At 49.3% G+C, this 22,576-nt stretch carries 18 protein-coding genes; 2 read left to right on the top strand and 16 right to left on the bottom strand.

Annotated features, from left to right (window positions below):
- Positions 1-482: 482 nt before the first annotated feature.
- The 8 genes from GPL15_RS07970 to GPL15_RS07935 form a co-directional block, all read right to left on the bottom strand.
- Positions 483-1,883: a DUF2812 domain-containing protein gene (locus GPL15_RS07970; protein ID WP_215697740.1), complete on the bottom strand. Its 1,401-nt coding sequence runs from the start codon at positions 1,881-1,883 to the stop codon at positions 483-485.
- 139 nt (positions 1,884-2,022) lie between these two features.
- Positions 2,023-3,600 (bottom strand): hypothetical protein, encoded by a 1,578-nt coding sequence (locus tag GPL15_RS07965; protein ID WP_215697737.1) that lies wholly within the window; start codon positions 3,598-3,600, stop codon positions 2,023-2,025.
- 339 nt (positions 3,601-3,939) lie between these two features.
- Positions 3,940-4,719 carry an alpha/beta hydrolase gene (locus GPL15_RS07960; protein ID WP_252198192.1) on the bottom strand — a complete coding sequence of 260 codons (780 nt, stop codon included), beginning with the start codon at positions 4,717-4,719 and terminating at the stop codon, positions 3,940-3,942.
- Between the two features lie 45 nt (positions 4,720-4,764).
- Positions 4,765-6,705, bottom strand: coding sequence for a PTS transporter subunit IIBCA (locus GPL15_RS07955; protein ID WP_215697735.1), 1,941 nt, complete (start codon positions 6,703-6,705; stop codon positions 4,765-4,767).
- A 12-nt stretch (positions 6,706-6,717) separates the two neighbouring features.
- Positions 6,718-8,376 (bottom strand): alpha-glucosidase, encoded by a 1,659-nt coding sequence (locus tag GPL15_RS07950; RefSeq protein WP_215697733.1) that lies wholly within the window; start codon positions 8,374-8,376, stop codon positions 6,718-6,720.
- 53 nt (positions 8,377-8,429) lie between these two features.
- Positions 8,430-9,269: an HAD family hydrolase gene (locus GPL15_RS07945; RefSeq protein WP_215697731.1), complete on the bottom strand. Its 840-nt coding sequence runs from the start codon at positions 9,267-9,269 to the stop codon at positions 8,430-8,432.
- Between the two features lie 199 nt (positions 9,270-9,468).
- Complete coding sequence (locus GPL15_RS07940; RefSeq protein ID WP_215697729.1) at positions 9,469-10,224, bottom strand: MurR/RpiR family transcriptional regulator; 756 nt, start codon at positions 10,222-10,224, stop codon at positions 9,469-9,471.
- On the bottom strand, positions 10,221-10,973 hold the full coding sequence (locus GPL15_RS07935) for a MurR/RpiR family transcriptional regulator (protein WP_215697727.1): 753 nt from the start codon (positions 10,971-10,973) through the stop codon (positions 10,221-10,223). Before GPL15_RS07935 ends, GPL15_RS07940 begins: the two co-directional genes overlap by 4 nt.
- Before the next feature lie 276 nt (positions 10,974-11,249).
- Between GPL15_RS07935 and GPL15_RS07930 the strand changes: the two genes are divergently transcribed.
- Positions 11,250-11,492 carry a hypothetical protein gene (locus GPL15_RS07930; protein WP_252198190.1) on the top strand — a complete coding sequence of 81 codons (243 nt, stop codon included), beginning with the start codon at positions 11,250-11,252 and terminating at the stop codon, positions 11,490-11,492.
- 1 nt (position 11,493) lies between these two features.
- The gene (locus tag GPL15_RS07925; protein WP_252198188.1) at positions 11,494-11,733 is read left to right on the top strand and encodes a hypothetical protein; all 240 of its coding nucleotides are present in this window, start codon (positions 11,494-11,496) and stop codon (positions 11,731-11,733) included.
- A gap of 220 nt (positions 11,734-11,953) precedes the next feature.
- On the opposite strand, the gene GPL15_RS07920 is transcribed toward GPL15_RS07925, so the two are convergent.
- The 8 genes from GPL15_RS07920 to GPL15_RS07885 are packed head-to-tail and all read right to left on the bottom strand — an operon-like array spanning position 11,954 to position 22,574.
- Complete coding sequence (locus tag GPL15_RS07920) at positions 11,954-12,925, bottom strand: hypothetical protein (RefSeq protein WP_215697725.1); 972 nt, start codon at positions 12,923-12,925, stop codon at positions 11,954-11,956.
- 14 nt (positions 12,926-12,939) lie between these two features.
- Positions 12,940-15,084 carry a Stk1 family PASTA domain-containing Ser/Thr kinase gene (locus GPL15_RS07915; RefSeq protein ID WP_215697723.1) on the bottom strand — a complete coding sequence of 715 codons (2,145 nt, stop codon included), beginning with the start codon at positions 15,082-15,084 and terminating at the stop codon, positions 12,940-12,942.
- A complete protein-coding gene (locus GPL15_RS07910) occupies positions 15,081-17,093 on the bottom strand; it encodes a protein kinase (protein WP_215697721.1) in 2,013 nt (670 codons plus the stop codon). Before GPL15_RS07910 ends, GPL15_RS07915 begins: the two co-directional genes overlap by 4 nt.
- Positions 17,094-17,095: 2 nt before the next feature.
- The gene (locus GPL15_RS07905) at positions 17,096-17,872 is read right to left on the bottom strand and encodes a protein phosphatase 2C domain-containing protein (protein ID WP_215697719.1); all 777 of its coding nucleotides are present in this window, start codon (positions 17,870-17,872) and stop codon (positions 17,096-17,098) included.
- Between the two features lie 21 nt (positions 17,873-17,893).
- Entirely contained in the window at positions 17,894-18,661 is a 768-nt protein-coding gene (locus GPL15_RS07900) for a PP2C family serine/threonine-protein phosphatase (RefSeq protein ID WP_215697717.1), read from the bottom strand.
- 11 nt (positions 18,662-18,672) lie between these two features.
- Complete coding sequence (locus GPL15_RS07895) at positions 18,673-20,625, bottom strand: DUF6382 domain-containing protein (protein WP_215697715.1); 1,953 nt, start codon at positions 20,623-20,625, stop codon at positions 18,673-18,675.
- Positions 20,626-20,635: 10 nt separating this feature from the next.
- Complete coding sequence (locus GPL15_RS07890; RefSeq protein WP_215697713.1) at positions 20,636-21,931, bottom strand: WG repeat-containing protein; 1,296 nt, start codon at positions 21,929-21,931, stop codon at positions 20,636-20,638.
- 10 nt (positions 21,932-21,941) lie between these two features.
- The gene (locus GPL15_RS07885) at positions 21,942-22,574 is read right to left on the bottom strand and encodes an A24 family peptidase (RefSeq protein ID WP_215697712.1); all 633 of its coding nucleotides are present in this window, start codon (positions 22,572-22,574) and stop codon (positions 21,942-21,944) included.
- Between the last annotated feature and the right edge of the window lie 2 nt (positions 22,575-22,576).

The raw sequence follows: 22,576 nt of genomic DNA, 5'->3' as shown, positions 1-22,576 counted from the left end.
TCGTATACATTTCTGTATTCGTTCTGAATTTTCTCTGAGGATTTTCATCCTCCAGGCATATCAGATATGGCCTGTTTTTTAGAATTTTCAGGGTTTTACATACTGTTCAATCTTTAATTATCAAGGTTCATTATTGTGTTGCTTTTTCAGAAGCAACTCGTTTATTGTATCTCACATTCAAGTTTTTGTCAAGAGTTTTTTTAATCTTTTTTAAATTGTTTTTCGCTCTCGAAAAATTCTTATCTGAGGCACGTTTATTAGGATACCAAAGCGGGCGACAAAAGTCAAGCATTTTCTTCATTTTTTTTAAAAACTTTTCAAAACTCTCCAAAAGCGGCATTTTATGGGAGATTATGGGTATATGTTCCCCTTAATTTCCTATTTTATGCGTAACTTTTCGTTATAATATGACACAAAATAGATTTTTCCGTAACTAAAATGCTCTGCAGCCGCCTGCAGAGCATTCTCATCGTTCCTCTCATTTATTTTTCATAGTCCAGAATTCCTGTTAACGTTTCCCGCAGGACTTCCAATTTCCCCTGGTCCTCTGTATCAAAGACCCGGTCATCATATTCATTCAGAAAAAACAAGACGATCCTATCACCTTTTATATGAAATAACACCTTCCCGCTTTCTTCTATATAAGAACTGACTTCCGGCAGAAGCTCAATGGGGCTGCTGCGCTTCAAGCTGATTTCTTTCTGCTTTAAATAACGGTTTAACGACTTAGTATTCTTTAACTCTGCAATAAGGGTGCCGACATAGCGAAGGCTTTTCTCATAATCTCTGCTTCCCCGGGAATTCAAATCAAATCCCTCTACATCATAAACCAGGTATTCATAGGTACAGAGCGGATTTTTATTCTCATGAAGAAATGTAAAATCCGTTTTTTCCCATCCTAACGTTTCCGGACGCAGCCCAAGTTCTTTCAACTCTTCTTCCATGCCGCTGCGGACAAAACTGTCAGCCCCCGGACCGGTCTGATACCGGTAGCTCCCCGATGTTGGATTTGCGGTGACAGACACAGCCAGCAGAACCAAAGGCACAATGCAGAATGCCTTGACTGCCAAAGGAAACTTCCATTCCCTTTTCCTATGATATCTGATTCTTCCGGCGCCCAGCAGTACAGCGGATATTATCACCGCGCAGGAAGATAAAATTGCGGACTTTACCGCGAATATCCGATGGCTCAAGAGAAACAGCAGAAATCCGGTGGCCAAAAGCGATGCCGCCGTAAGCATATCTTCATCCCAGAAGGACGGCTTTATTATATATTGTCTTTCTGACAGCAGTCCTTTTCCAATTTTTAAATTCTGCAGATATTTTGCCATCACACCGGTCAGATTTGTACACAGCAGACCGGTTAAAAATATCATGCAGTAAATCCATAGGTCCGTATCCTGACCTCTTCCCGTTTTTAAAACTCCCAGAAGCAAAAAAACAAACCAAACAGCAAATATGGCTAAGGAATTGAACGATTGATATAAAAGACACTTCTTTTCTTCCGGCTGCGTGATATCATATAAATACTGTTTTGCCGCTATCTGATTTCGCTTTAGTTCCAATGGGCGCTCTTCCTGGCTGCTGTAAAAAAACACCAGGTTTTTATAAAAACAGGAGTAGTGCCAGCCGACCGTTTCACATTCATCTATATATTCTAAAAATTCAGGATTTCCTTCATCCTTTTCACTCAGTTTTTTTCTGTATACATCAATGCAGATATGATAATTTCCTTCCAGGACCTCTTCAAATGTTCCAGTACCGCCCCATTTTGAAAAACCGCGGATCAAATTTCCTTTTTCCGCTTTACTTTCCAAAAATCTCTCCAGTCCACGGACATCCAAAAGGCTGCACGGAATTGTATATTTATGGTATTCATTCATATTTATTCCTCCATGCCAGAGCGTTTTTTCGTAAATTCTGTGCTGCGAAGGAACACGGGAATTTCAGATTCTCAGCTCCGATTCAAATTTGCAGCTCCGACACAAATCCAGCCTCTCTATCTGCCTTTTCGGCATCCGTTTATTGATTTCCTTCCGGCTCAATGGGAAGCACAAATTCCTGATTCCACAGATAGGTGGGATTGCGGAACTGCACCTGGATCCCCTGATCCTCTTCTTCATAAAATACATAAAAACCGGTCAGCCTGCCATAAGGTTTGGGTTCTCCATCAGGGTCATGAACAGGAACCATATGACTCATAAATGGGTTAGGCTTTTCTCCCTGTTTTGTATCCATACGCGTTCCCAGAATCTGGGCCAGCACCTTGTTCTCTGCCTTTTCTTCAATTTCCATGGAAAGATAAACTGCGGGTTTCTTTACGTCTTTTCCGTCAATATTTCCATAGTAAACAGGCTCTTCCAGCCGCTCTGCCTTTGTAATGGTGATGATGCTGTCCGCAAATTCGATTCTGTGGTCTAATGTGGATTCCTTTTCCGGAATCTGGATTTCCAAAACTTCTGACATTTCCTGAGAAGTGACTCTTATCTGGGGAATTCTAAAAGTAAAACTTCCGTTCCTGTCCGCTTCCGGCACCTCAAACTGTATTCTTTCACCCTGCATTCCTTTTCCGATACCGGCAAGGTTATAATTAGCCCCTCCCAGGTAATCATCCGAGGTTCCCTTTTCATAGATTTTTCCGCCTTTTTCAAACGTACACTGATTCATAACGGGGAAAACCCGGTCATTGTCGCTGGAGTACGTATAATAGCGGATCTCTGCCCCCTGCTCATTATAATTGCCCAGCGCATAAATCCCAACGCCGCCGTGGCTTATATACCCAGGAAGGGACTCCAGCGATTCGATCTGGACTGCGGGTACAAATTCAAAGGAAAGCGTATTGGTAAATCCCGGCATTTTGATCTCGTAAGTTCCGTCCGGTTCCGGCACTTCAAATAATTTGTCTTCGATACAGTATTCAGAAAGAGTGGTAATGCAGCCCTCTTCTAAAAACTGGTCGTAGTCGTAGGAACTGGTGGACTTTGTAAAAGAATATCCCACCTCGGGAATACCTGCTCCGTAAATGCATTTGTATCTCTTTTCATCCGGGCCGCTTCTTGTCTCCTCTTCCGCTTTTCTGCGCTGTTCAAATGAGCTTCTCACCAGGATCTTACGCTCCTCATCAATGGTAATATAGCTGCCGTCCCATTGCGCAGGCTCTCCCGCTTCCTGTTTCCTGTAGTATTCTTTTTCCTTCGCAAGCAAAACATCTGCTTCTTCTTCCGGTATCACCTCTGCCGAATAATCTTTTATTCTGAACCTTGCCAGCGTTTTTCCGTTCTGGTAAACGGCGCCCAGTAGCTGGATTTCCGCGTCGTCTTCCTTTAATGTGGGCCGCTCCTCAGGATTCATCACATAAATAGGAGCGCTCCCCTTCTCGCAGATCCCATAATCCGGGACGAGCTGGTAACCCTCGACCGCATTCGTCACGTTTTCCATCTCAGCAGCAGTTTCATCCGGCTGAGCGCCGGCCATGCTGGCCGCGGTTTCATTGGCAGCGTTTTCCTGGGATGGCGCTGACTGATCCGGCGTTTTTGCGGTTGAACAAGCGGTTAATAACAGCATTGCTGCCAAACCGATATTTAACAGTCGTTTCTTCATACTCCAACATCTCCTTTCCTGTTGTTCATCCGATGTGAAAATTGATAAAGAAAGCTGTTTACAGGCGGGCTTGACGCCGCTTTCTTTATCAATTTTCCTGCCTTCTAAACAATTACCTAATCTTATTATAACAAAATTAGAGAAGGTGTATTTTAAAATTCAATTACGTTTTCATTTCAACTTAATTGGTATTGTTTCACAGCAGGAAAAAGCCGGGAAGAACCGGAAAAGAAGGCCAGATACTTCTGTCATTGACCATCTTTTCCAGTTCCTCCCGGCTCCTTATGCCGGCAAAACCTGGTGATTTTTTATTCTTTCCGGTCCGGAATCTTCAGGTTTTCATATACACTTCAGCGCCCACTCCGCCGCCAGGCTGAACCACCGGGCTATATGGGAATCAGGATACCTGTTTTTTTCCGTCTGTGTCACTTCTTCCGTAGCTAAAGATAGTCCGTGCACACCGAAGGGGAACAGGTGGACTTCCTGGGGCACATGATTTTCCAGCAGCTTTTGGGAAAACAGCAGTGTGTTCTGAACCGGAACCGCCTCATCCGTCATGGTGTGCCATAAAAATGTGGGCGGCGTCTGTTCTGTCACCAAATTCTCCAGGGAATACCGTTCCTGATCTGCCCGGTCTGTACCGGCCAGATTGACAAAACTTCCCCGGTGCGCATATTCGCCGGCCGTTATCACCGGATAGCAGAGCACCTGGGCAGCCGGACGGTGAAGTTCCAAATCAGTGCCCTTTGGATACCACTCGGGCCGGTTCCAGGTCACTCCTAAAGTTCCCGCCAGATGGCCTCCTGCTGAAAATCCACAGGTGATCACCCGATCCGGCGAAAAACCGTACTGCCCTGCCAGGCCTTTCACCGTGGAAACCGCCCAGCTCAACTGGTACAGCGGACGCTCCTTTAATGGAGCTCCTTCACAAGAATATGTAAGCACAAATGCGCAGAAACCTGCCCGGTTCCAAGCCTCAGCCACCGGCGCGGCCTCCCGCGGCGATACAAAATGGTATCCGCCGCCCGGGCAGACCACTACAGCTCCGGCCCCATTGTCAACCGGAAAAACCTCCATCCCCACAGCAGGATCACCGGGATATTTAATCCATTCACCCATTGAAAAACCTCCAGAATCATTTTCTAATTTTTGTAAATAATAGTTTTAGTATAGCCGATTTTTCTGCGGTTTTCCACAAGGTTTTCTGATTTTTATGCATTTCATAGGCATTCCCGCCTCTTCGGGCCTGCCCATCTCCCCATATATCATTTTCTCTCCTGAAGTGAATAACACCATGGTTACAGGATCTTTGCCCCTTTGCCGGATTTTTTCCAACTCCACTTGGGCCAGCCGCTGGCCTCTGGTGATTTTCTGTCCTTGTTCCACAAAGGTTTTAAATCCGTCTCCATTTAATTCAACTGTGTCAATTCCGATATGGATGAGAAGTTCCATCCCCTCTTCCGTGCGGATTCCATAGGCGTGGCCTGTGGGATAGGCAGCGATAACGGTTCCGTCCACGGGAGACACCACGGTTCCCGATGAAGGTTCTATGGCGAAGCCGTCTCCCAGCATCTTTGAAGCGAACATTTCATCCTTCACCTCTTCCAAAGGAATGCACCGGCCTGATATGGGCGCGCAGATTATGGACTGATCTGATTTATCATCCTTCTCTTTTATATCTGCATTCCCGTCTTCTTCTCCGGCCACCTCCTGAGGAATTGCAAACAGACAGGTGAGCACAAAACAGCAGACCACTGTGAATACGGATATGAGCAGGTAGAACAGGAACTGTCTGCCTTCGTAAATGTACATCAAATAAGAAGGAATGACGGCCAAACCGTAGGAGTTGGACTGGATTCGGAATATGGAAAGCAGGGCGGCTCCCAGACCCGAGGTGGTAAGCATCACCAGCAGGGGTTTTAAGTTATACCTAAGCTGGATACCGAACAGAACCGGTTCGCTGATTCCGAATAACTGGGACAGCATGGCTCCGATGCTGGTGGCCTTAATGCTCTGTTTTTTCGTTTTTACCATAAATGCCAGACAGGTTCCCACATTGGCGAATCCGTACATGGCGCACAGAGTGATTAACGGGTTAAAGCCCGTATTGGCCAGCAGAGAGGTTTCAATCATAACATAGGTATGGTGAAGCCCTGTAATGACGGCCAGGGGATAAGTAAATCCTATGATGAAACCGCCGATTCCAAATGGCAGATGAATCAAAGCTTCTATAATATTGACCAGTTTCAGTTCAAACAAATGCATCACCGGGCCGATCCCCAGCATGACTGCCAGCAGCATGACTAACATGACCAGAAATGGAGTGAATATCAAATCCAGAACGTCCGGCATGATCTTCCGCAGCTTTTTCTCCAGCTTCGCTCCCAGAAATCCGGTTAAAATGGCGGTCAAAACGCTGCCCTGGCAGCCCACGATGGGAATCACGCCGAAGGCCATGATGGCATCCACCCCGCTTTTCGGGTCCGCCACCGCATAGGCGTTGGGAAGGCTGGGAGACACCAGCATGAGGCCGATGACCAGCCCGATGACCGGCGTTCCTCCAAAGACCCGGAACGCGGACCAGCAGATGATGGCGGGCAGGAATGCAAAGGCCGTCTCCGTCAGCACGCTTACTAAAGTCTGTATATACTGGGGAATCATGGCGGAAGACATCCCAAACAGTCCGAGCACGTTATCATTGAAAATACAGCCCTTTAATCCCAGAAACAGGCCGGTGGCGGCGATGATGGGGATAATAGGCACAAAGATATCCGCCAGCACCCGCATCAGATATTTAATGCCTTTCTGCTGTTCCTTTAAAAGCTCATCCTGCTCCTGTTTTGTCAGGGTGTTCAGGCCCATTTTAGATATTTCCTCGTAGACTTTATTCACAATCCCGGTTCCCAGAATGATCTGATACTGGCCGGAGGTGAAAAATACCCCCTTAACCTGGTCCACCTTCTCCACGGCTTTATCGTCGATCCGGCTCTTGTCCTTTACCACAAAACGCAGCCGGGTGGCGCAGTGGGTGGCGGATACAATGTTGTCCCTGCCCACGAGTTCAACAATTTTAACTGCGGTTTCCCGATACCTGTTCTCTCCCATAATCTTCTCCTTTTATTTCATCAGCACAGCCTGGTAAGGTTTCAAACGAAGGCTGTTTCCCTGTTTTCCTGTTACATCCTGATTTCCCCAGAAGATTTCCAGACCGCTTTTTGGCAGCGGCTCTTCTGCCGGTTCCTTTGAAAAGTTAAAATAGCAGTAAATGGTCTCGTCTCCATTTGTTCTGGCATAGGCGATCACCTGGCCGCTGGTTTTCAAAGGCGCGATCTGACCGTAAATGAGGCAGTCCCTGTATTCCCTGCTGCTCCTTATACGGATCATTTCCCGGTAAAATTCCAATACGCTTCCCGGCACTCCGGCCTGGGCTTTTGCGTTGATCTCAGGATAATTCTCATTCATCCCCAGCCACGGATTTTCCCGGCTGAAACCGCCGAACTCACTGTCGTCCCATGGGAACGGGGTTCTGGCGTTATCACGGCTTCGCAGGTTCACGATATGAAGGGCTTCCTGTTCCCTAAGCCCCTCTTTGATTGACCGGTAATACTGGTCCAGGCTGGAAATGTCATTAAACTCGTCTATGCTCTTCCGTTCAAAATTCACCATCCCCAGTTCCTGCCCCTGGTAGATAAATGGTGTTCCTCTCAGGAAGAAATACATGGCCGCCATCATTTTTACCGCGTCCGTATTCCTCTCATCTTCTTTCAGATATTTGGAAGCCGCTCTGGGCTGGTCGTGGTTTTCAATAAAGTTGGCGCCCCAGCCGCATTTCTGCAGGGCCATCTGGCTGTTCATGATCTTCTCTTTCAGTTCTTCCACGGTCCAGGGAATCCGCTTAAACCACTCGCTGCCGGAAGCCACATCCAGATCCGCATACCGGAAATCGAATATCATGGAAAAATATCCCTGTTCTCCGATAAATTCCTCCAGTTCCTCATAGGGCACTCCGGGCGCTTCCGCAACCGTCATGCAGTTATAACGGTCAAAGGTCTTCTCTTTCAGCTCATGGAGAAATGTTCCGATTCCAGGCTGGTTTCTGGAAGTTTTCGTGCATTTCACAAGTCCGTCGGCTCCGTCCGGCTCCCGGCTTTCAAAGGTCAGATCTTTTTTTATGAATGTGATGGCATCCACACGGAATCCGGCGATTCCCTTTTCCAGCCACCAGTTAACCATGTCGCAGAGGCCGCTGCGCACCTGCTCATTTTCCCAGTTGAGATCGGGCTGTTTTTTACCGAAGGCGTGGAAATAATACTCATTCCGCCCCGGCACCTTTTCCCAAACGCTGCCGCCGAAAACGGAGCGCCAGTTGTTGGGAACTTCCTCTCCTTGTTTGAAAATGTAGTAGTCATGAAAGGGGCTGCCGGGATCGGCCAGAGCTTTTTGAAACCACCGGTGTTCATCCGAGGTGTGGTTGATTACCAAATCCAGAATGATTTTGATCCCCTTTTCCGCCGCCTTCTCAATCAGCTCCTCCAAGTCTTCCATAGTCCCGAATTCAGGGGCCACCTGTCGGTAATCCGATATGTCGTAGCCGTTGTCGTCCATGGGCGATTGGTACAGAGGACAGATCCAGATCATGGTAATTCCCAGGTATTTTAAATAATCCAGCTTTTCCGTAATTCCCTTGATATCACCGATTCCGTCTCCATTGCTGTCATAAAAGCTTTTGGGGTAAATCTGATAGATCACTTCTTCCTGCCACCACTGTTTTTTCATTCCGCGCTTCTCCTTTTCTTCACTTTCCTATACCATTTACTTTCCTATACCTTTTACTTTCCTGTGCCGGCTTCTTCACCGGGTATCACGCCTGTCTCAACCAGAGCCCAGTAGATTCCGTCTTTCATGGGTTCCCGGCAGATCAGGTCCGCGTATGGAAACAGCTCTTTGTCTCCGTTTTCCATGGCAGCAGATATCCGGGTTGCTTTCAGCATTTCGATGTCATTTTTCCCGTCTCCGAAACTCATGGTGCGGCTGAGGGGGATGTTCAGATATCCGCACAATTCCCGGATCGCGCCGCCTTTTTGACAGCCTTTGGGAATCAGTTCATAATAATGGTATTTTCCCCAGACAGATGTTTGAACCAGTTCCATTTCACCCTTTAACATCTCTTTTGTATCTAGGAAATCACGGCTGCTGCCCCACAGGCAGATCTTGTGGATTCTGTTTTTTCCGGCGTCGAGGGCTTTTATGTTATCCTGGTAAATAATGTTTCCACCTTGGGACCGGATTCCGACTTCCCGGTTTCTCTTCTCTAAAAGCGCTGCGGCCCGGCTGTTCATGAAGACTGCTTCTCCGGATTCCATGGTAAATCCGGTGTCCGTCCGCTTGGTGAGCGCCCTTAAAACAGTCTGGATCATATCGGCAGGAAAGATCATGTCTTTGATCACGGTATCCCCATATTGAATCCTGCATCCGCCGCCGGTTATGTAGCCGTCCGCTCCCAAACTGAGCACATCCTCCTGTATGGTCCCCATGCTCCGCCCGGTGCAGATCACCAGCCTGTATCCTGTTTTCCTGCATTGGAAAAACGCCTTTTCCACACTTTTTGGTATCCCCAACGCCTCATCCCGAAGAGTTCCGTCAATGTCAAAAAATATGATTTCCGTCATTTATTCTTTCCCTCTCTTACATGCGTTTGAACATTCATTTCTGTTATCTGCATCATAACACATGAAAAAAGAGCTATCAATAAGACAGCCCTTCTTAAAACCATTGTACCAATTCAGCACAAAGTTTCATATTTTGGATTTTTGTTCACTCGTATTTTCGTTCACCGGTACGTTTAATTACTCCTGTTCTTGTCCGTTTTTATTTTCGTTCGTTTATAAAAATCTGATACCTTAAAAACAAAAGTTCTATCAAAATGAAATAAGGAGTTACGATTTCATAGTCAATCCCATATTCCATGGGAATCCGTATGGAATGAATGTAGAGATTTTCCCCGCACAGGTAAGCCAGGGAATTATTCTGCATCCGTGTAATGGAAACCGACGGAATCTGCTTTAATCTCAGGTATTCGGCCAGCGCTAAAATGCTTTTTTCCTCGCCTGTCAATGAAATAATGACCACAAGATCATCGTGTTTGGCCGATTTGCATAAGGCGGTAACCATATCGTGGCCGTAGATATGGAACATGGGTTTATTGGCCGGAAGAAATATCCGTTTAAATTCACTGGCCACATGGGACTGGGCGGAACCGCTTCCATAGATGAGAATCCTGCCTGCGGCGCGGATCTTTTCGAATAAGCCGGTCAGATCCCGCTTATAGAAATCATCGATCATCTTGTGGTAGCTGCCGGTAACATCTTCCAACAGCCTGTCCTGGACGGCCATCTGCTCTTCAGTTTCCAAACGGATCATGGCTTTCAGCTCGCCGAATCCGGGCAGAGAAAGCTTTTTTGCAAAACGGACCAGCATGGTTTTGGATACATGGCATTCTTTCGCGAACTCATCAATGGACTTTTTGCAGCAGTCTTTCTTATGTTCCACAATATACCGGCATACATATTTTTCATTTTCACTGAATGTCTGGTAATAACGGTTCATCAGCTCTTCAAATCTCATACTCTACCTCCGATATATTCCAGATAGTTGACGGACAGGATATCCAGCAGGATATAAAAAGCGGAAACCACTTCATAAGGCTGGGTCTCCATGCCGTTCAGCATCTTCGTGCCCGCATATAAGTTATAACCGCACATTCTGGCGATGGTATTGTTGTTCCACCTGGTAATTGAAAGCGTCTTGACAGAAGTCTGCTGTACCAGTTTTAAAACATCAATACCTTCCCTTGTTTCTCCTGATAATGAAATGATGATAAACACATCGTCTTCGCCAAAATTCCGGCTGGCGAACATACACTCCCCATAGTCGAATAAATCCATACAGCATTTCCCAAAGTTCAGAAAAATCCGCTTGATCTCCTCAGCAATGGATTTCTGTTCATTTCCCGTACCATATAAATAAATGTTCCGGGCCTGATAGAGCAGGCCGCATACAGGGCCGTAATCCATCTTTTTCAGTTCTTCAATCACATTGTGGTAATTCTCAATGATTTCTTTCCATTCCAGGCCGTCCGACGCCGAAGCGCTGTCCTCATTTAAAAGCAGGTATTTGAATTCGGTAAAAGACTGGAGGCTCAGCTTTTTTATCATGCGCAGTAAGGTGGTCCGCGATATGTGGCAGAAGGCGGCCAGCTGGGTGCTGGAAAGCTGTTTGGTCTGCTCTTTATTCTTCAATATCAGATTGATGGTTTCCCGGTCATTGGGGCTGAGATTGTCATAATATTGATTAACCAGTTCTTCTATCTTCATAAGGCCTCCTCATCTGTCCGGCACTCAGCCGGGCGTAGGTGAAAATACTCAGAACTCCGTTGTTATCTATAGTTTTATTATACCTCTCCGAGGGCCTTCCTTCAAATAGAAATCGAAACTTTTCCAGAGAGTATTCGTGGAAGTTACGCTGGAGCGGAGGGGCTGGGTGTAAGTTTTGCAACTGTCAGCCGTTGGGAAAAAAGGACGCTGTGAGCCGTCACAAATCGCAGTAAATGCAATTAAAAATTTCGTTTTTTCAATGGAGAAATTACCGATATGGCACTTATTAACAGCCTTTCGGCGTTGAAGCTTGGCAAGCAATACGCAGCTTTAACAGAAAAGGCCTGCAAAAAAATAATCATTCTTGACGAACAGGTACTCACCGAGAATGATCGGGACAAACGAAAACAAGAAAGTGAAGCCAGCCGTTCAAAAGGCATTGCAATGGCAGATGAAATTTTCCGGAAATATCGCCGTGACGGCCGGTTCTTTGATGAAATATCAGAGGCAGGTGAATGAAATGGAAAATCTTACCCTTGAAAAGCGTCAACATTGCGATATACAAGGCCGTTTATTTGAACTTGCTCTGGCAGCCGGATTAGATTGTCCATCATTTATAAAATCTTTTATGAACAGCAAAACTGCTGACCTTGATAACGTCTATGACCGTTTACAATGGGCGGGCGAGGAATATATTCTTGATGAACTAAATGATGAAGTTAAGGGGCTCAAAAAGGCCGGCATAACGTATTTATTGTAACTGCCCAGAACGGAGGGAAAAACGGTGAAGAAAGGCGTGTCAAGCTCGCTTGTAAGCACTTTTCTTCACCAATTTTCACATGGGATGGACATCCGATGCTTTCCCACCGGCTTTTTGGGGCAAGAAGATCAGCCGTTCTGAACTGTTGCGAACTGTTATTATTTATTTACATAAAATCCAGCAGGCAGAGAAATGTTGGGGTTGTGGGCGTCAGCCTAAATTATTCTTCTTCATCATAATCGTAATCATAGTCTTCATCATAATCATAGTTGTAGGAAGGACGATCCTCGGAATTGCCGTAATACCAGTAGGTGCGCTCTCTTGTAGAGCCGTCTTCCAGGGTTTCCGTGTATTTGTACTCCCAGCTTCCCGTATCGCCTCCATACCGGGCGGCTACGACCAGGCTTACGTAGGCGTCGATCTCTGTCTGGGGCACTAACAGTTCACCCAGTTTATAGTTAGCCCTCTTGGTCCATTTTGCGATTTTCCGGTCCAGGCCCGCTTTTCCGGTGGCTTTGCACACCTCTTTTTTGAAATCTTCACTCAGCTCATCTTTCATTTCTTCAATATAGTATTGATTGCTTTCTTTTACAGATTCCCTCTGATTAATCAACGCGGTATCTTCCAATACCGGCAGCCAGGAATCACCGCCCGCTTTACCGTTAATGACATTTTCCTCGTTTTTATACCACTGTCTGCCGTCCTCATCATAGCGGATCGTGACTCCATTCCGGGTTTCGCTGGTATTTCTTCTCAAACTCCCGTCACTTTCCGTAAAGTAGAAGTAGCCGTCGACACTGAATCCGCCTGTTTTCATAATACCGTTTTCATCCAGATAATACCGCTTTCTGGCGATATTCAGCCAGGACGTATGCATGATTCCGGAATTGGCCGGGTCTAAATAATACCAGTTATTATCAATGTTTTTCCAGCCCGTCACCTGAGCCCCGGTTTCCGGATCGAAATAATACCAGTCTCCGTTAAGATTATACCAGCCCTTTACCATATAGGCGTTCTGGTCGAAGGCATAGTTTACGCCATCGATGGCGATGATCTGGCTTCTCGCATAGCCGCCGTTATCGAAAACGTACCAATACCCCACTTCATCCTGCTGCCAGGCAGCATAAGACGTAATGGCCATACTCCCCGTCATCATAAGAACCGCCGTCAACATTATTAATTTTCTTCTCATTTTCTGATTCCTCCTTATTCTAATAACCTAAATGCCGGATTCATGCCCGAATCCTCCTGCGCAGGTGCCTGGGTTGTCTGGGGCGGCGCTTCCGTCTGAGGCGGGGCGGTTTCCTGGGGCACCGGATTATTCTGGGGCTGCGGCTGCTGAGGCTGCTGGGCGGGCCTGTTATTAGCCGGCCGTTCCGGCTGTCTCTGGGGGGCGCCTGTGCTGACATATATCACCACCTGGCTTCCCTTTTCGATCCGCTCTCCCGCCGGCGTCTCCTGGCGGATTACATTGCCCTGGGCCACCGTATCGCTGGCTTCCTGAACCACTTCAATGCCAAGTCCAACGCTTTCCATCATGGCCGTGGCTTCTTCCTGGGTCTTATACTGGACGTCCGGAACTCCTACCAGTTCCCGTCCCAAGCTGACGATTACCGAAATGTTGGAGTTCTGGGAGAGACGGCTTCCTGCTGCCGGTTCCTGACGGATAATGCCTCCGGCCTCCACCGTATCGCTGTATTCCGCTCCCTTATTTACCAGATACAGATATCTGGCCAGCATTTCATCGGCCGCTGTGTCATAGTCTTTTCCGGTCAAATCCTCCACGGCCTCCTCTTTTGAAGAATCCCCGCCCTTGATCCCTTCGGAAATGATGATTTCAATGGCGGTTCCCGTATCCGTCTCCAGATCCGGTTCCAAACTCTGCCAGCCTATGGTTCCGGGGGCCGCCCGGTATTCTTTCTGGGTGGAATTCACCACCAAACCCGCGTCTTTTAAAAGCTGTTTGGCTTCTTCGGATTCCATGCCTATTACGTTAGGCACATAGGTTTTCTCAATACCGGCGCTGATTATAATGCCCAGCGTCTCATTTTCTTCTACCACGGTTCCCCGTTTTATGGTCTGGGAAAGGACCTTGTTCTCCGGTATTTCCTCACTGTACTGTTTATCGTAGACCTGGACGTTTAACTTGGCCTCCTGGCCCCGCGCTATGGCCGTCTCCATCTCCTCATTGACCAGATTGGGCACCCTGGTCTTTCCCTCAGGCACCTTGTTCACCGACCAGCCTGCCGCGTCAAAACGGATCACTCCCGCCGCCATCAGCCCGGCAAATGTCAGGATTCCGGCGGCTCCCACTGCCGCCAGGACTTTCACCCAGCGTGGCCAGCGGCCCACGTCGGCCTCTTCCTTCTTAACCACAATCCGTTTTACCACGTTGGCCATCAGCTCGTCTTCGAACTGCTTTGCGGTCTGGGTCCGGCTCTCTACGGTGACATTTAAGGCGTTCATCAAAGCATTTTCCGTGTTGGGGCCGATCTTCACCCCCAGCTTTGACGGCCTTTTTAAGGTGTCATGAACCGAACGTTCCAGGGCGTCTTCCGGAGTGATTCCGGTGATCATCCTGTAAAATACGGCCGCCAGGGAGTACACATCCGTCCAGGTTCCCTGATCCCCCCGGCTCCGGTACTGTTCCTCCGGCGCATAGCCGGGTTTAAACAGCACCGTAAGGCTCCGCGACCTGGTTGTGGTCGCAAAACGGGCAGCGCCGAAGTCCAGAAGCTTGATCTGGTCGTCTTTGGTGATAAAAATATTATCCGGCGCAATGTCCCGGTGCAGAATCTTTTCTTCATGAACGGCCTCTAACGCATGGAGGACATCGAAAATCACCGGCAGCGCCTGTTCCACGCTCATTTTCCCCGTTCTCTCCAGACGGGTCTTCAAGGTTTCTCCGTCCAGAAATTCCATCACGATATAGGCGGTGTCATTGGCTTCAAAACAGTCGAATACATGGACCACTTCCGGCACAGACTGAAATTTCGCCAGACGCCTCGCCTCATCGATAAACTTCTCTTTTCCTGCCTGAAACTGTTCCTCTTTCTCTCCTGAATAGATGGTGAGCTGGGTCTGGTTGGGCATCCTGGTGGCAAATTCACCCGGAAGGTACTCTTTTATGGCGGTCTTTTTGTCCAGCACCAGGTCATAGCCCAGATAAGTGATTCCAAATCCGCCGAATCCCAGCACCCGCCCGATCAGGTAGCGTTCTTCCAGCACCGTGCCCGGCGCCATATGATAGGCCTCCAGCGGGGCCGTGCCCACCTTATATCCGCAGTCCGGGCAGTACACCGCCTCCTCTTCCAGCAGTCTCATGCATCCCATGCAGCGTCGTTCCATCATGAACCGCCTCCATTCCGCCAGTTTGTCAGTTTCAAAACAGCCTTTTCATCTTCCACAACCGATTGATAGGCCTGGTCTAAATTTTTCCGGTACTCCGATTCCTCCGGAAATACCACCAGAATCCCGGAATCCAGCTGCTCCTTCAAAAAACTGAATTCCTGATTCACCTCTATGTACGCCGCAAATTCACTGCGGTTTAGGGGCAGGCTGTTGTCGTACTGCAGATGAAGCACGTCCTGAGCCGTCTCCCCCAGGAAATAATAGAGAATCCGTTTGGCTGCCGCCTGATCAAGCCGTGCGGCCCGGCTGTCCACCGACCACATGCAGTCGTATCCGCCGGTCAGCGGTTCCTGCTCCACCGGCATCATCCGGTAAACTCCCGTCAGAGCCTCCTGCACCTGGGAATAATCTCTGGAATCCCCGATCCAAAACGGGGACGTTCCACTAAAAAATGATTCCCTGTCGTTCTTCTCCTCCGGCTCCTGACCGCTGTCCATCAAAACTTCATTGCCATAAACCGCCGGAAGGTGCATCCCAAGGGGCAGACGCCTGATGACGTCCCCGCCCAGCTGCTCCGGTTCCAGACAGTAGTAATCCGCCGTGTTCACCAGTTTAAGCACGTCCGACAGATCCGCCTGGCGGCTTTCCGGAAATGTACCGGAGTATTCTTCCTCCCCGCCGGTTTCATACAGAGTTGGAAATTCCCCGCCGCTTTCGTCGGCCTGATTTAAACGGACGGCGTAGTCTTCCCGGGGAATGAACACCAGATCCAGAGTGACATCCGGGTAGTCTTCCCGGAACTCTTCCAGCATGGTTTCCATCATCTGTTCCTTGTCCTCTTCCTCTCCGGCATCCACAGGCACCCACATCACAACGCCTGCGCCCTGAAGGGTGGTTTCCTGACGCCGGGTTCTGTAATAGCCGTAGCAGACAACGGAGGCCGCAGCCAGACAAATGGTCAGGGCGGCAACACCGATCCTGGTTCTGCGCTTCCTTTTTTTCAGTTCCATTTCCACATCTGCGTAAGTCTTTTTATTTAAAAGGGCTTCTTTTAGCTGCAGGACATCCTTAAACCGCAGTTCCGGCTGGACTGCCATGGCCCGGCTGACTGCCGCATTCAGGTAATCCGGTATTTCCGGCGCCAGTTCTTTCGCAGGGCGCAGGGTATCCGTTTTGCTCACCCGCAGCGCCTCCTGCCGGTTAACGGATTCATCGGGCAGAACACCGGTAATGCAGCGGTACAGGGTGGCCCCCAGGGCGTATACATCGGTCCAGGGGCCCTGCCTGCTTCTCAAACGGTACTGTTCCGGCGGAGCGAACCCGATCTTTAAAATGATCTCCCGGGTCATTTCTTTTTCTTCATTTGAGAATTTAGCCGCGCCGAAGTCGAACAGCTTGATGGTTCCGTCTCCGCACATCATGATGTTGTCCGGGCTGATATCCCGGTGAAGAATCCCGTTCTCGTGGACCACCTGAAGGTCGTCGCAGATTTTTGTGATAATATCAACCGCCTGTTCCCAGCCGATTTTACCGCCCTTCTTCTTAACATACTCCTTGAGCGTGATCCCTGACATGTATTCCATGACCATATAGGCCGTTTGGTTCTCCTGAAAATAGTCGTAAACATTTACTATATTGGGGTGGCTGCTGAATTTGGCCGTATTCTTGGCCTCTTCCAGAAAGGTCTGCAGCCCGGCCTCAAATTCGCTCTTTTTCTTGCTGGTATAGATAAATATATCCTTTTCGCCCGGATTCCTGTTGACGTAGCTGGATGGAAAATACTCCTTCACTGCCACCATCACCTGTAATTTCTCATCCCAGGCCCGGTACAGAATGCCGAAGCCTCCGTATGCGACCACGGTGCCGATCACATAGCGTTTTGCCAAAACCACTCCGGGATGCAGATGGTAAATCTCTTTTGGCGGCGTGCCGGGAACGAACCCGCAGTCAGGACAGGCCTTCAGGCTTTCCTCATACTCCTTCATACAATTCAGGCAGCGTATACTCATAATTACTTTTTCCTCCTGCCAAACAGCAATCGTTTTTTTCTTTTCGGCTCTCCCAGAAAGACAGCCGCTGCGCTGTAATTATCCAGATCCTTCCCCTCTGCCTGTTTCAGAAGGATCTGTTCCATTTTCTCCAGCCATTCTTTAGGGGAATTGGATTCATAGAGGGTTTTGATCATGTCTTTTTCTTCCACCCACTCCCAGAATCCGTCGGTGCACAGCAAAAACACTTCCCCCTCCGACGCTTTTCTCTTCTCCGACAGTTCATATCTGGGCACATCCCAGGGACTTCCCATGACCCGGAGCAGCTTATTCCGGTCGTCGTGGCCCCGGATCTGGCTTTCTTTTATTCTGCCTGTTTTGACAAGCATCTGGGGTACGCTGTGATCCAGGGTCCTGAAAACCATTTTCTCTTCATAAAAGCAGTACAGCCTGGAATCCCCGATATGGCCCCACTGGAGCCAGCCGTCTGCGCCTGCCAATACGGTCAGCGTGGTTCTCATTTCGCTGCGCATTTCTTTCTGCATCCGCAGCAGCTCATTCTGGCTGTCCTCAAAGCAGTGGGTCAGATAGTCCGCCAGGTCCCAGGAACCTGAATTTCCTGCCAGCTCAAACAGTTCCAGACCGTGGGACACTGCCAGAGCGGAGGCCGCTTCTCCCCGGTCATGGCCGCCCAAACCGTCGGCTATGACCGCGCAGAACCGGTTGTCCAGGCAGTTAACGCCCACGCTGTCTTCATTTATCTCTCTCGACCCGGTCCGGGTCAGTATACTGTATTCCATGTTTCAATGCCTCCGCCGTCCTTAATAAACCGCAATCGCAACCGCAGTGATGTTGTCCGTTTCCCCGCACTCTTTTACCCGGTTAATATTGCCGTATAAAATCTGTTTCAGCCATTCTTCACTGACCGGCACCCCAGGGGGAAAGCACCGCTCCAGCTCCCTGATGGGAGTGTGGTGCCAGAAACCGTCCGTGCACAGCACATAAACTGCCGGGCTCTGGATTTCTCCCCTGATAATATCCGCTTCCACCTCGGGACCTGTGCCGATACATCTTAAAATCACATTCTGTCTCGAATCCGCCGCGGCTTCTGCCTCCGTCATATACCCCAGTTCAATCTGCCGGGCCACCCAGGAATGATCCCTGGTCAGCTGACGGCCGCCCCGGCTGATTTCAAATATCCTGCTGTCTCCCACATGTCCGATCAGATAATGGTAATCCCAGGCCAGAAACAGGCTGAGAGTGGTTCCCCCGGATTCTCCCCGCCGCTGGTTCCAGTAATAGATCTCCCGGTTGATATCGGTGATCAGCTCACTTAACCGGTGCTGGATCAGGTCCTCTCTCATGCCTTCTCCCATGATCTGCAAAAGCTCGTATTCGAACCAGGAATCCAAAAGCTCGGCCGTCTTCCGGCTCACAGCTTCGCCCTGGCTCAAACCTCCCACTCCGTCGCAGACTGCGCTCAGAAGCACATTCCGGTTTCCGATACAGGCGTATTTTACCAGCAGGGAATCCTGGTTGACCGTCCTGGTTGTTCCAATATCTGTCTGACAAGAATATATAAATTTCATATGCGCCTCGTTTAGCTTATAATAAATTCAAACTGTTCATCCGAAAGCTGGATGATATCCCCGCTTTTTAACTGCACCGGCTGCCCGGCCATCACCATTGTCCCGTTCACATAGGTATGGTTCACGGAATTCCGATCGCTGATGAAATACGATCCGTCGTCCAGGAAAATGTCCGCATGAATCGCACCGATCGTAGGATTGTCGCCGATATAAAAATGGACGAATCCGCCTTCCCGGCCGATGTGGAATACCTCTTTCGTGATCTCCTTGCTCTGTCCCGTCCTGCGCCGTGTCAGCCGTGCCGCCTGTTTCAAAAGGGGGGCTGTGGTATACTGTTCCCCTCCCCGCATCACGGTATGGCCTTCCTCTCCGCCGCCCATAATCACCGTATGGTTTTCATCGTCGCTGCTTCCGCTGCCCATATAGATGGTGTGGCCGTCGTCGCTCTGACTGTAGGAAGGGGAAAAATCCGGTTCCTGATTCATCTGCCGGGGCGAAGGCCCGGGGCGGAAGGCTGGGTCAGCCGACGATGTCCGGGATGGAGCTGGTGACGGCATCCGGGACGGAACACCTGGCTGCATTTGGGGCGGAACTGATGACGGCATCCGGGATGGAGTTGCTGACGGCATCCCGGACGGATTTGCTGACGGCATCCGGGGCGGATTTGCTGACGGCATCCGGGACGGATTTGCCGTTGCTCCCATCTGCATTTGCTGCTGAAATGGCTGCGGTGTTGGGGGAATCTCTACGGCTTTCTGCTTTTTATTGAAATGAAACAGCCCTTTTTTCTTCTCCTGAGCCGCCTGATCGAGAAGAATCCGCCCTTCCTCATTGGCATTTAACACCACCTCAGGCTGGGAAGCCGCTTTCACGCCCGGATAAGGTGCAGGCGGGACATTGGCTCCCGGAGCAGGATTTCCCGGTATGGCAATTCCAGGAATCTGCATCTCACGTTCTTTTTTTTTCTTAAATAATCCCTTTTTCTCCTTAACCGGAGGCTGAGGAACCGGGGACTGGCCATATGCGGACTGCTGACCGTATGCGGGCGGCTGGCCCGGTATTGGCGGCCTGCCTGGTATCGGCGGCTGCCCCGGTATCGGCGGCCTGCCCGGTATTGGCGGCTGCCCTGGTACAGTCGACTGGCCGAACCCAGACCTCTGCCCCGATGCGGATGGCTGCCCTGGCGCAGACTGCCTGCCAAACGCCGTCTGTCGTCCGGCCGCGGACGGCTGGCCGCTCACCGGCGGCTGGCCAAACCCGGACTGCTGAGTGCCCGCCGGCATCTGTCCAACTCCAGCCTGCCCTGCTCCGCCTCTTCCAGCTCCATTCTGTCCTGCTCCCTGTGATCCGGCTGAGGCAGAGACGCCGCCGTCCAGCCCTTTCACCGGATGATTGTCCTTCGGCTCCGCTTTTTCCTCCACCAAAAACTGAAGCCAGCGTTTCAGCTTATCCATTTCACAAGTTTCGGATTTATTGAGGAAATTCAAAACTTTCGCCACATAAGTGACGTCTTCATTCATGCAGAACCGGATATGGGACAGAAAATGTTTCAAAAATTCCTCAACCGAGTTTTCCTCCGTAAACTCATCCACAGGCACATATAAAAGGCTCAGCCTCTGCCTGCTGACATCCACAAACAGATAGTCATCACTTAAAAAAATCTTATCCCTGGACAACATATACTCATCCAGCTCCTGCACCGTCTCCACCAGAGACAGACACAGCTTGAGCACCGATTCCCGGCTCATCTGGTGGTCCAGATAATCCTTCAGGGAAATCCTGGACGTAACCGGATATTTCAGATAGCGGTCCGTGTCCTTCTGGATAAACGAAGGCTTTAAAATTCCGGAAATATCATTGCTCTGAAGCATTCCCTTGGCGAAATGATCCATATGCTCTTCCTGATCCAGATGATAGACCAGCAGGGTATCTTGCCCCTGGTTTTCATATGTAAATGTTCTCATAACGACCTCCCTATTTCACATTTAATTCGATTAAAGTCCATTGGTTTCCGTTCTTAACGGGAGCCGTTCCTTCATAAAAGCTGCGGGCTTCCAGAAATTCACCCTCAATGGCAGTCTGGTTTGACAGATTAATATATCCCCATCCCGATAAGGTCTTGACAGGAGCCAGCCCATTGGAAAAGGAACCGGCCTCTTCATATTGAGGTTCAATCACCATCTGGCCGTCCAAATCGGCAAATCCCCATGTTCCATTCTGCTTGACGGCCCCAGGCTGTTCCGTCTGAAACAGCGCCGCGTCTTCAAATGCCGCTTCTCCCACAAAACCGCCTTTTTTATCCACCATCCGGTAACCGCCCTCCGTCTTTACAAAGGCCCGGCCTTTGGAAAAGCAGCAGCCGTATTCATCGGTTATCACATCGTCATAGATGTAATCAGTTATTAATTGGAAGGATTTATCGATCAGGGCCCATTTATCCCCTTTTTTCACAGCTCCAATCCCGTCTTTTATGACCGTGGCCCCATCCCATTCAAAGGAGGTGAGCTCTTCAAATTTGGAATTGATATAGCCGTATTTTCCGCCGATTCTGACCGGAGCAGATCCGCCGCAGAAGTTTCCCAGTTCCTCAATCTTCTGCTCTTTTCCGGGGACTTCCACCCGGTAACCGTCTTCATTTACCAGATAATACTCATCGTTTTTGAAAACAGGGATCACCGTGCCGTCGTCCGAGAGAATTCCATTCCAGTCGTTGGTGCATTTTAACAGCATTTTCCCCTTGGAATTAACCAGCCCGTACAGGTCTTCCGACTTCACAACAGCGCTTCCGCCGCAAAATGAGCCGATCTCATCATAGGAGATATACAGGTTCCGGTAAGTATATTTCAGCTTCTCAAACCGCTCTTCCAGATCAGCATTCTCCTTGTGATAACTTCTCGCCTTTTGGATCACATCGATGGCTTTTTCGTTCCGGTTTCCTTCCATATAATAATCCGCCAGCATCACCGTCACGGGCACAGGGTAGTTCTGGGCTTCATTCACCGCATTGCAGCGGTTTACAAAGGAAGATTCGTCCCCAAGAGCCAGATAATCGGCGGCGATCCTCAGTTCAAGATCCAATGATCCGGGGTTATACTCCAGCGCTTTCTTATAAGTTTCTATGGCCCTGACGAAAATCTTGTTTTCCTCATAGCGCTCCCCCTCTTCCACCAGCTGCTGATAGACAGCCGGTTTCTCTCTCAATTCATCCAGGGTCGTTTTCCACCCCAATACCAAAAATACTGCCATCGCCAATAATATCAGCCGTTTCATACACCGCTCCTTAAAATCCCATCATTATTGTAATTATCGTACCTGCCGCGGCAAAGGGCGCAAACGGCATCTCTGACCGCAGTGACGTTTTCCTGAGTACCAGCCCGGTAATTCCGCCTAGAACCGTCAGGGTCAGGGTTACGATCAGATTGCTCATCAGAACTTTAAAACCCAGATAATATCCCATGACCCCGATCAGCTTAATGTCTCCCATTCCAATCCCTTTTTTGGCAATCAGGCTGACCGTTAAAAACAGCAGCCCGCCTCCGGCCAGCCCCGCCCCGCTGGAAACCGCGATTTCCAGAATCAACTGGGGAAAGCAGGCCATTTCCCCTGCTAAAAGCAGGGTCCGCACGCCCAATAGCACCAGAACCGCTTTATTGGGTATGATCTTTTTTCTGCTGTCTATCAGCCCGATGAGAATCAGGCCGTACATGAGAATCCAGTACCTGACAGCCTTTAATATATGATACCCGTATGCGCTCATCAGCCAGCCGCCCAGGCCAAATACCACGGCGCAGGACAGGACCAGAATCACCCGGTACAGCCGTGTTTCAATCTGCCACCGCTTCATCTGCCGGTCTCCAAACACAATTCCGGCCAGAAAACCGGCCAGAGCCAAACCTATATATGCCCTATTCATAG

It is taken from the genome of Clostridium sp. MCC353, from assembly GCF_018785315.1.
Classification (GTDB): Bacteria; Bacillota; Clostridia; order Lachnospirales; family Lachnospiraceae; genus CHH4-2.
This window is presented reverse-complemented; position numbering and strand designations above follow the sequence as displayed.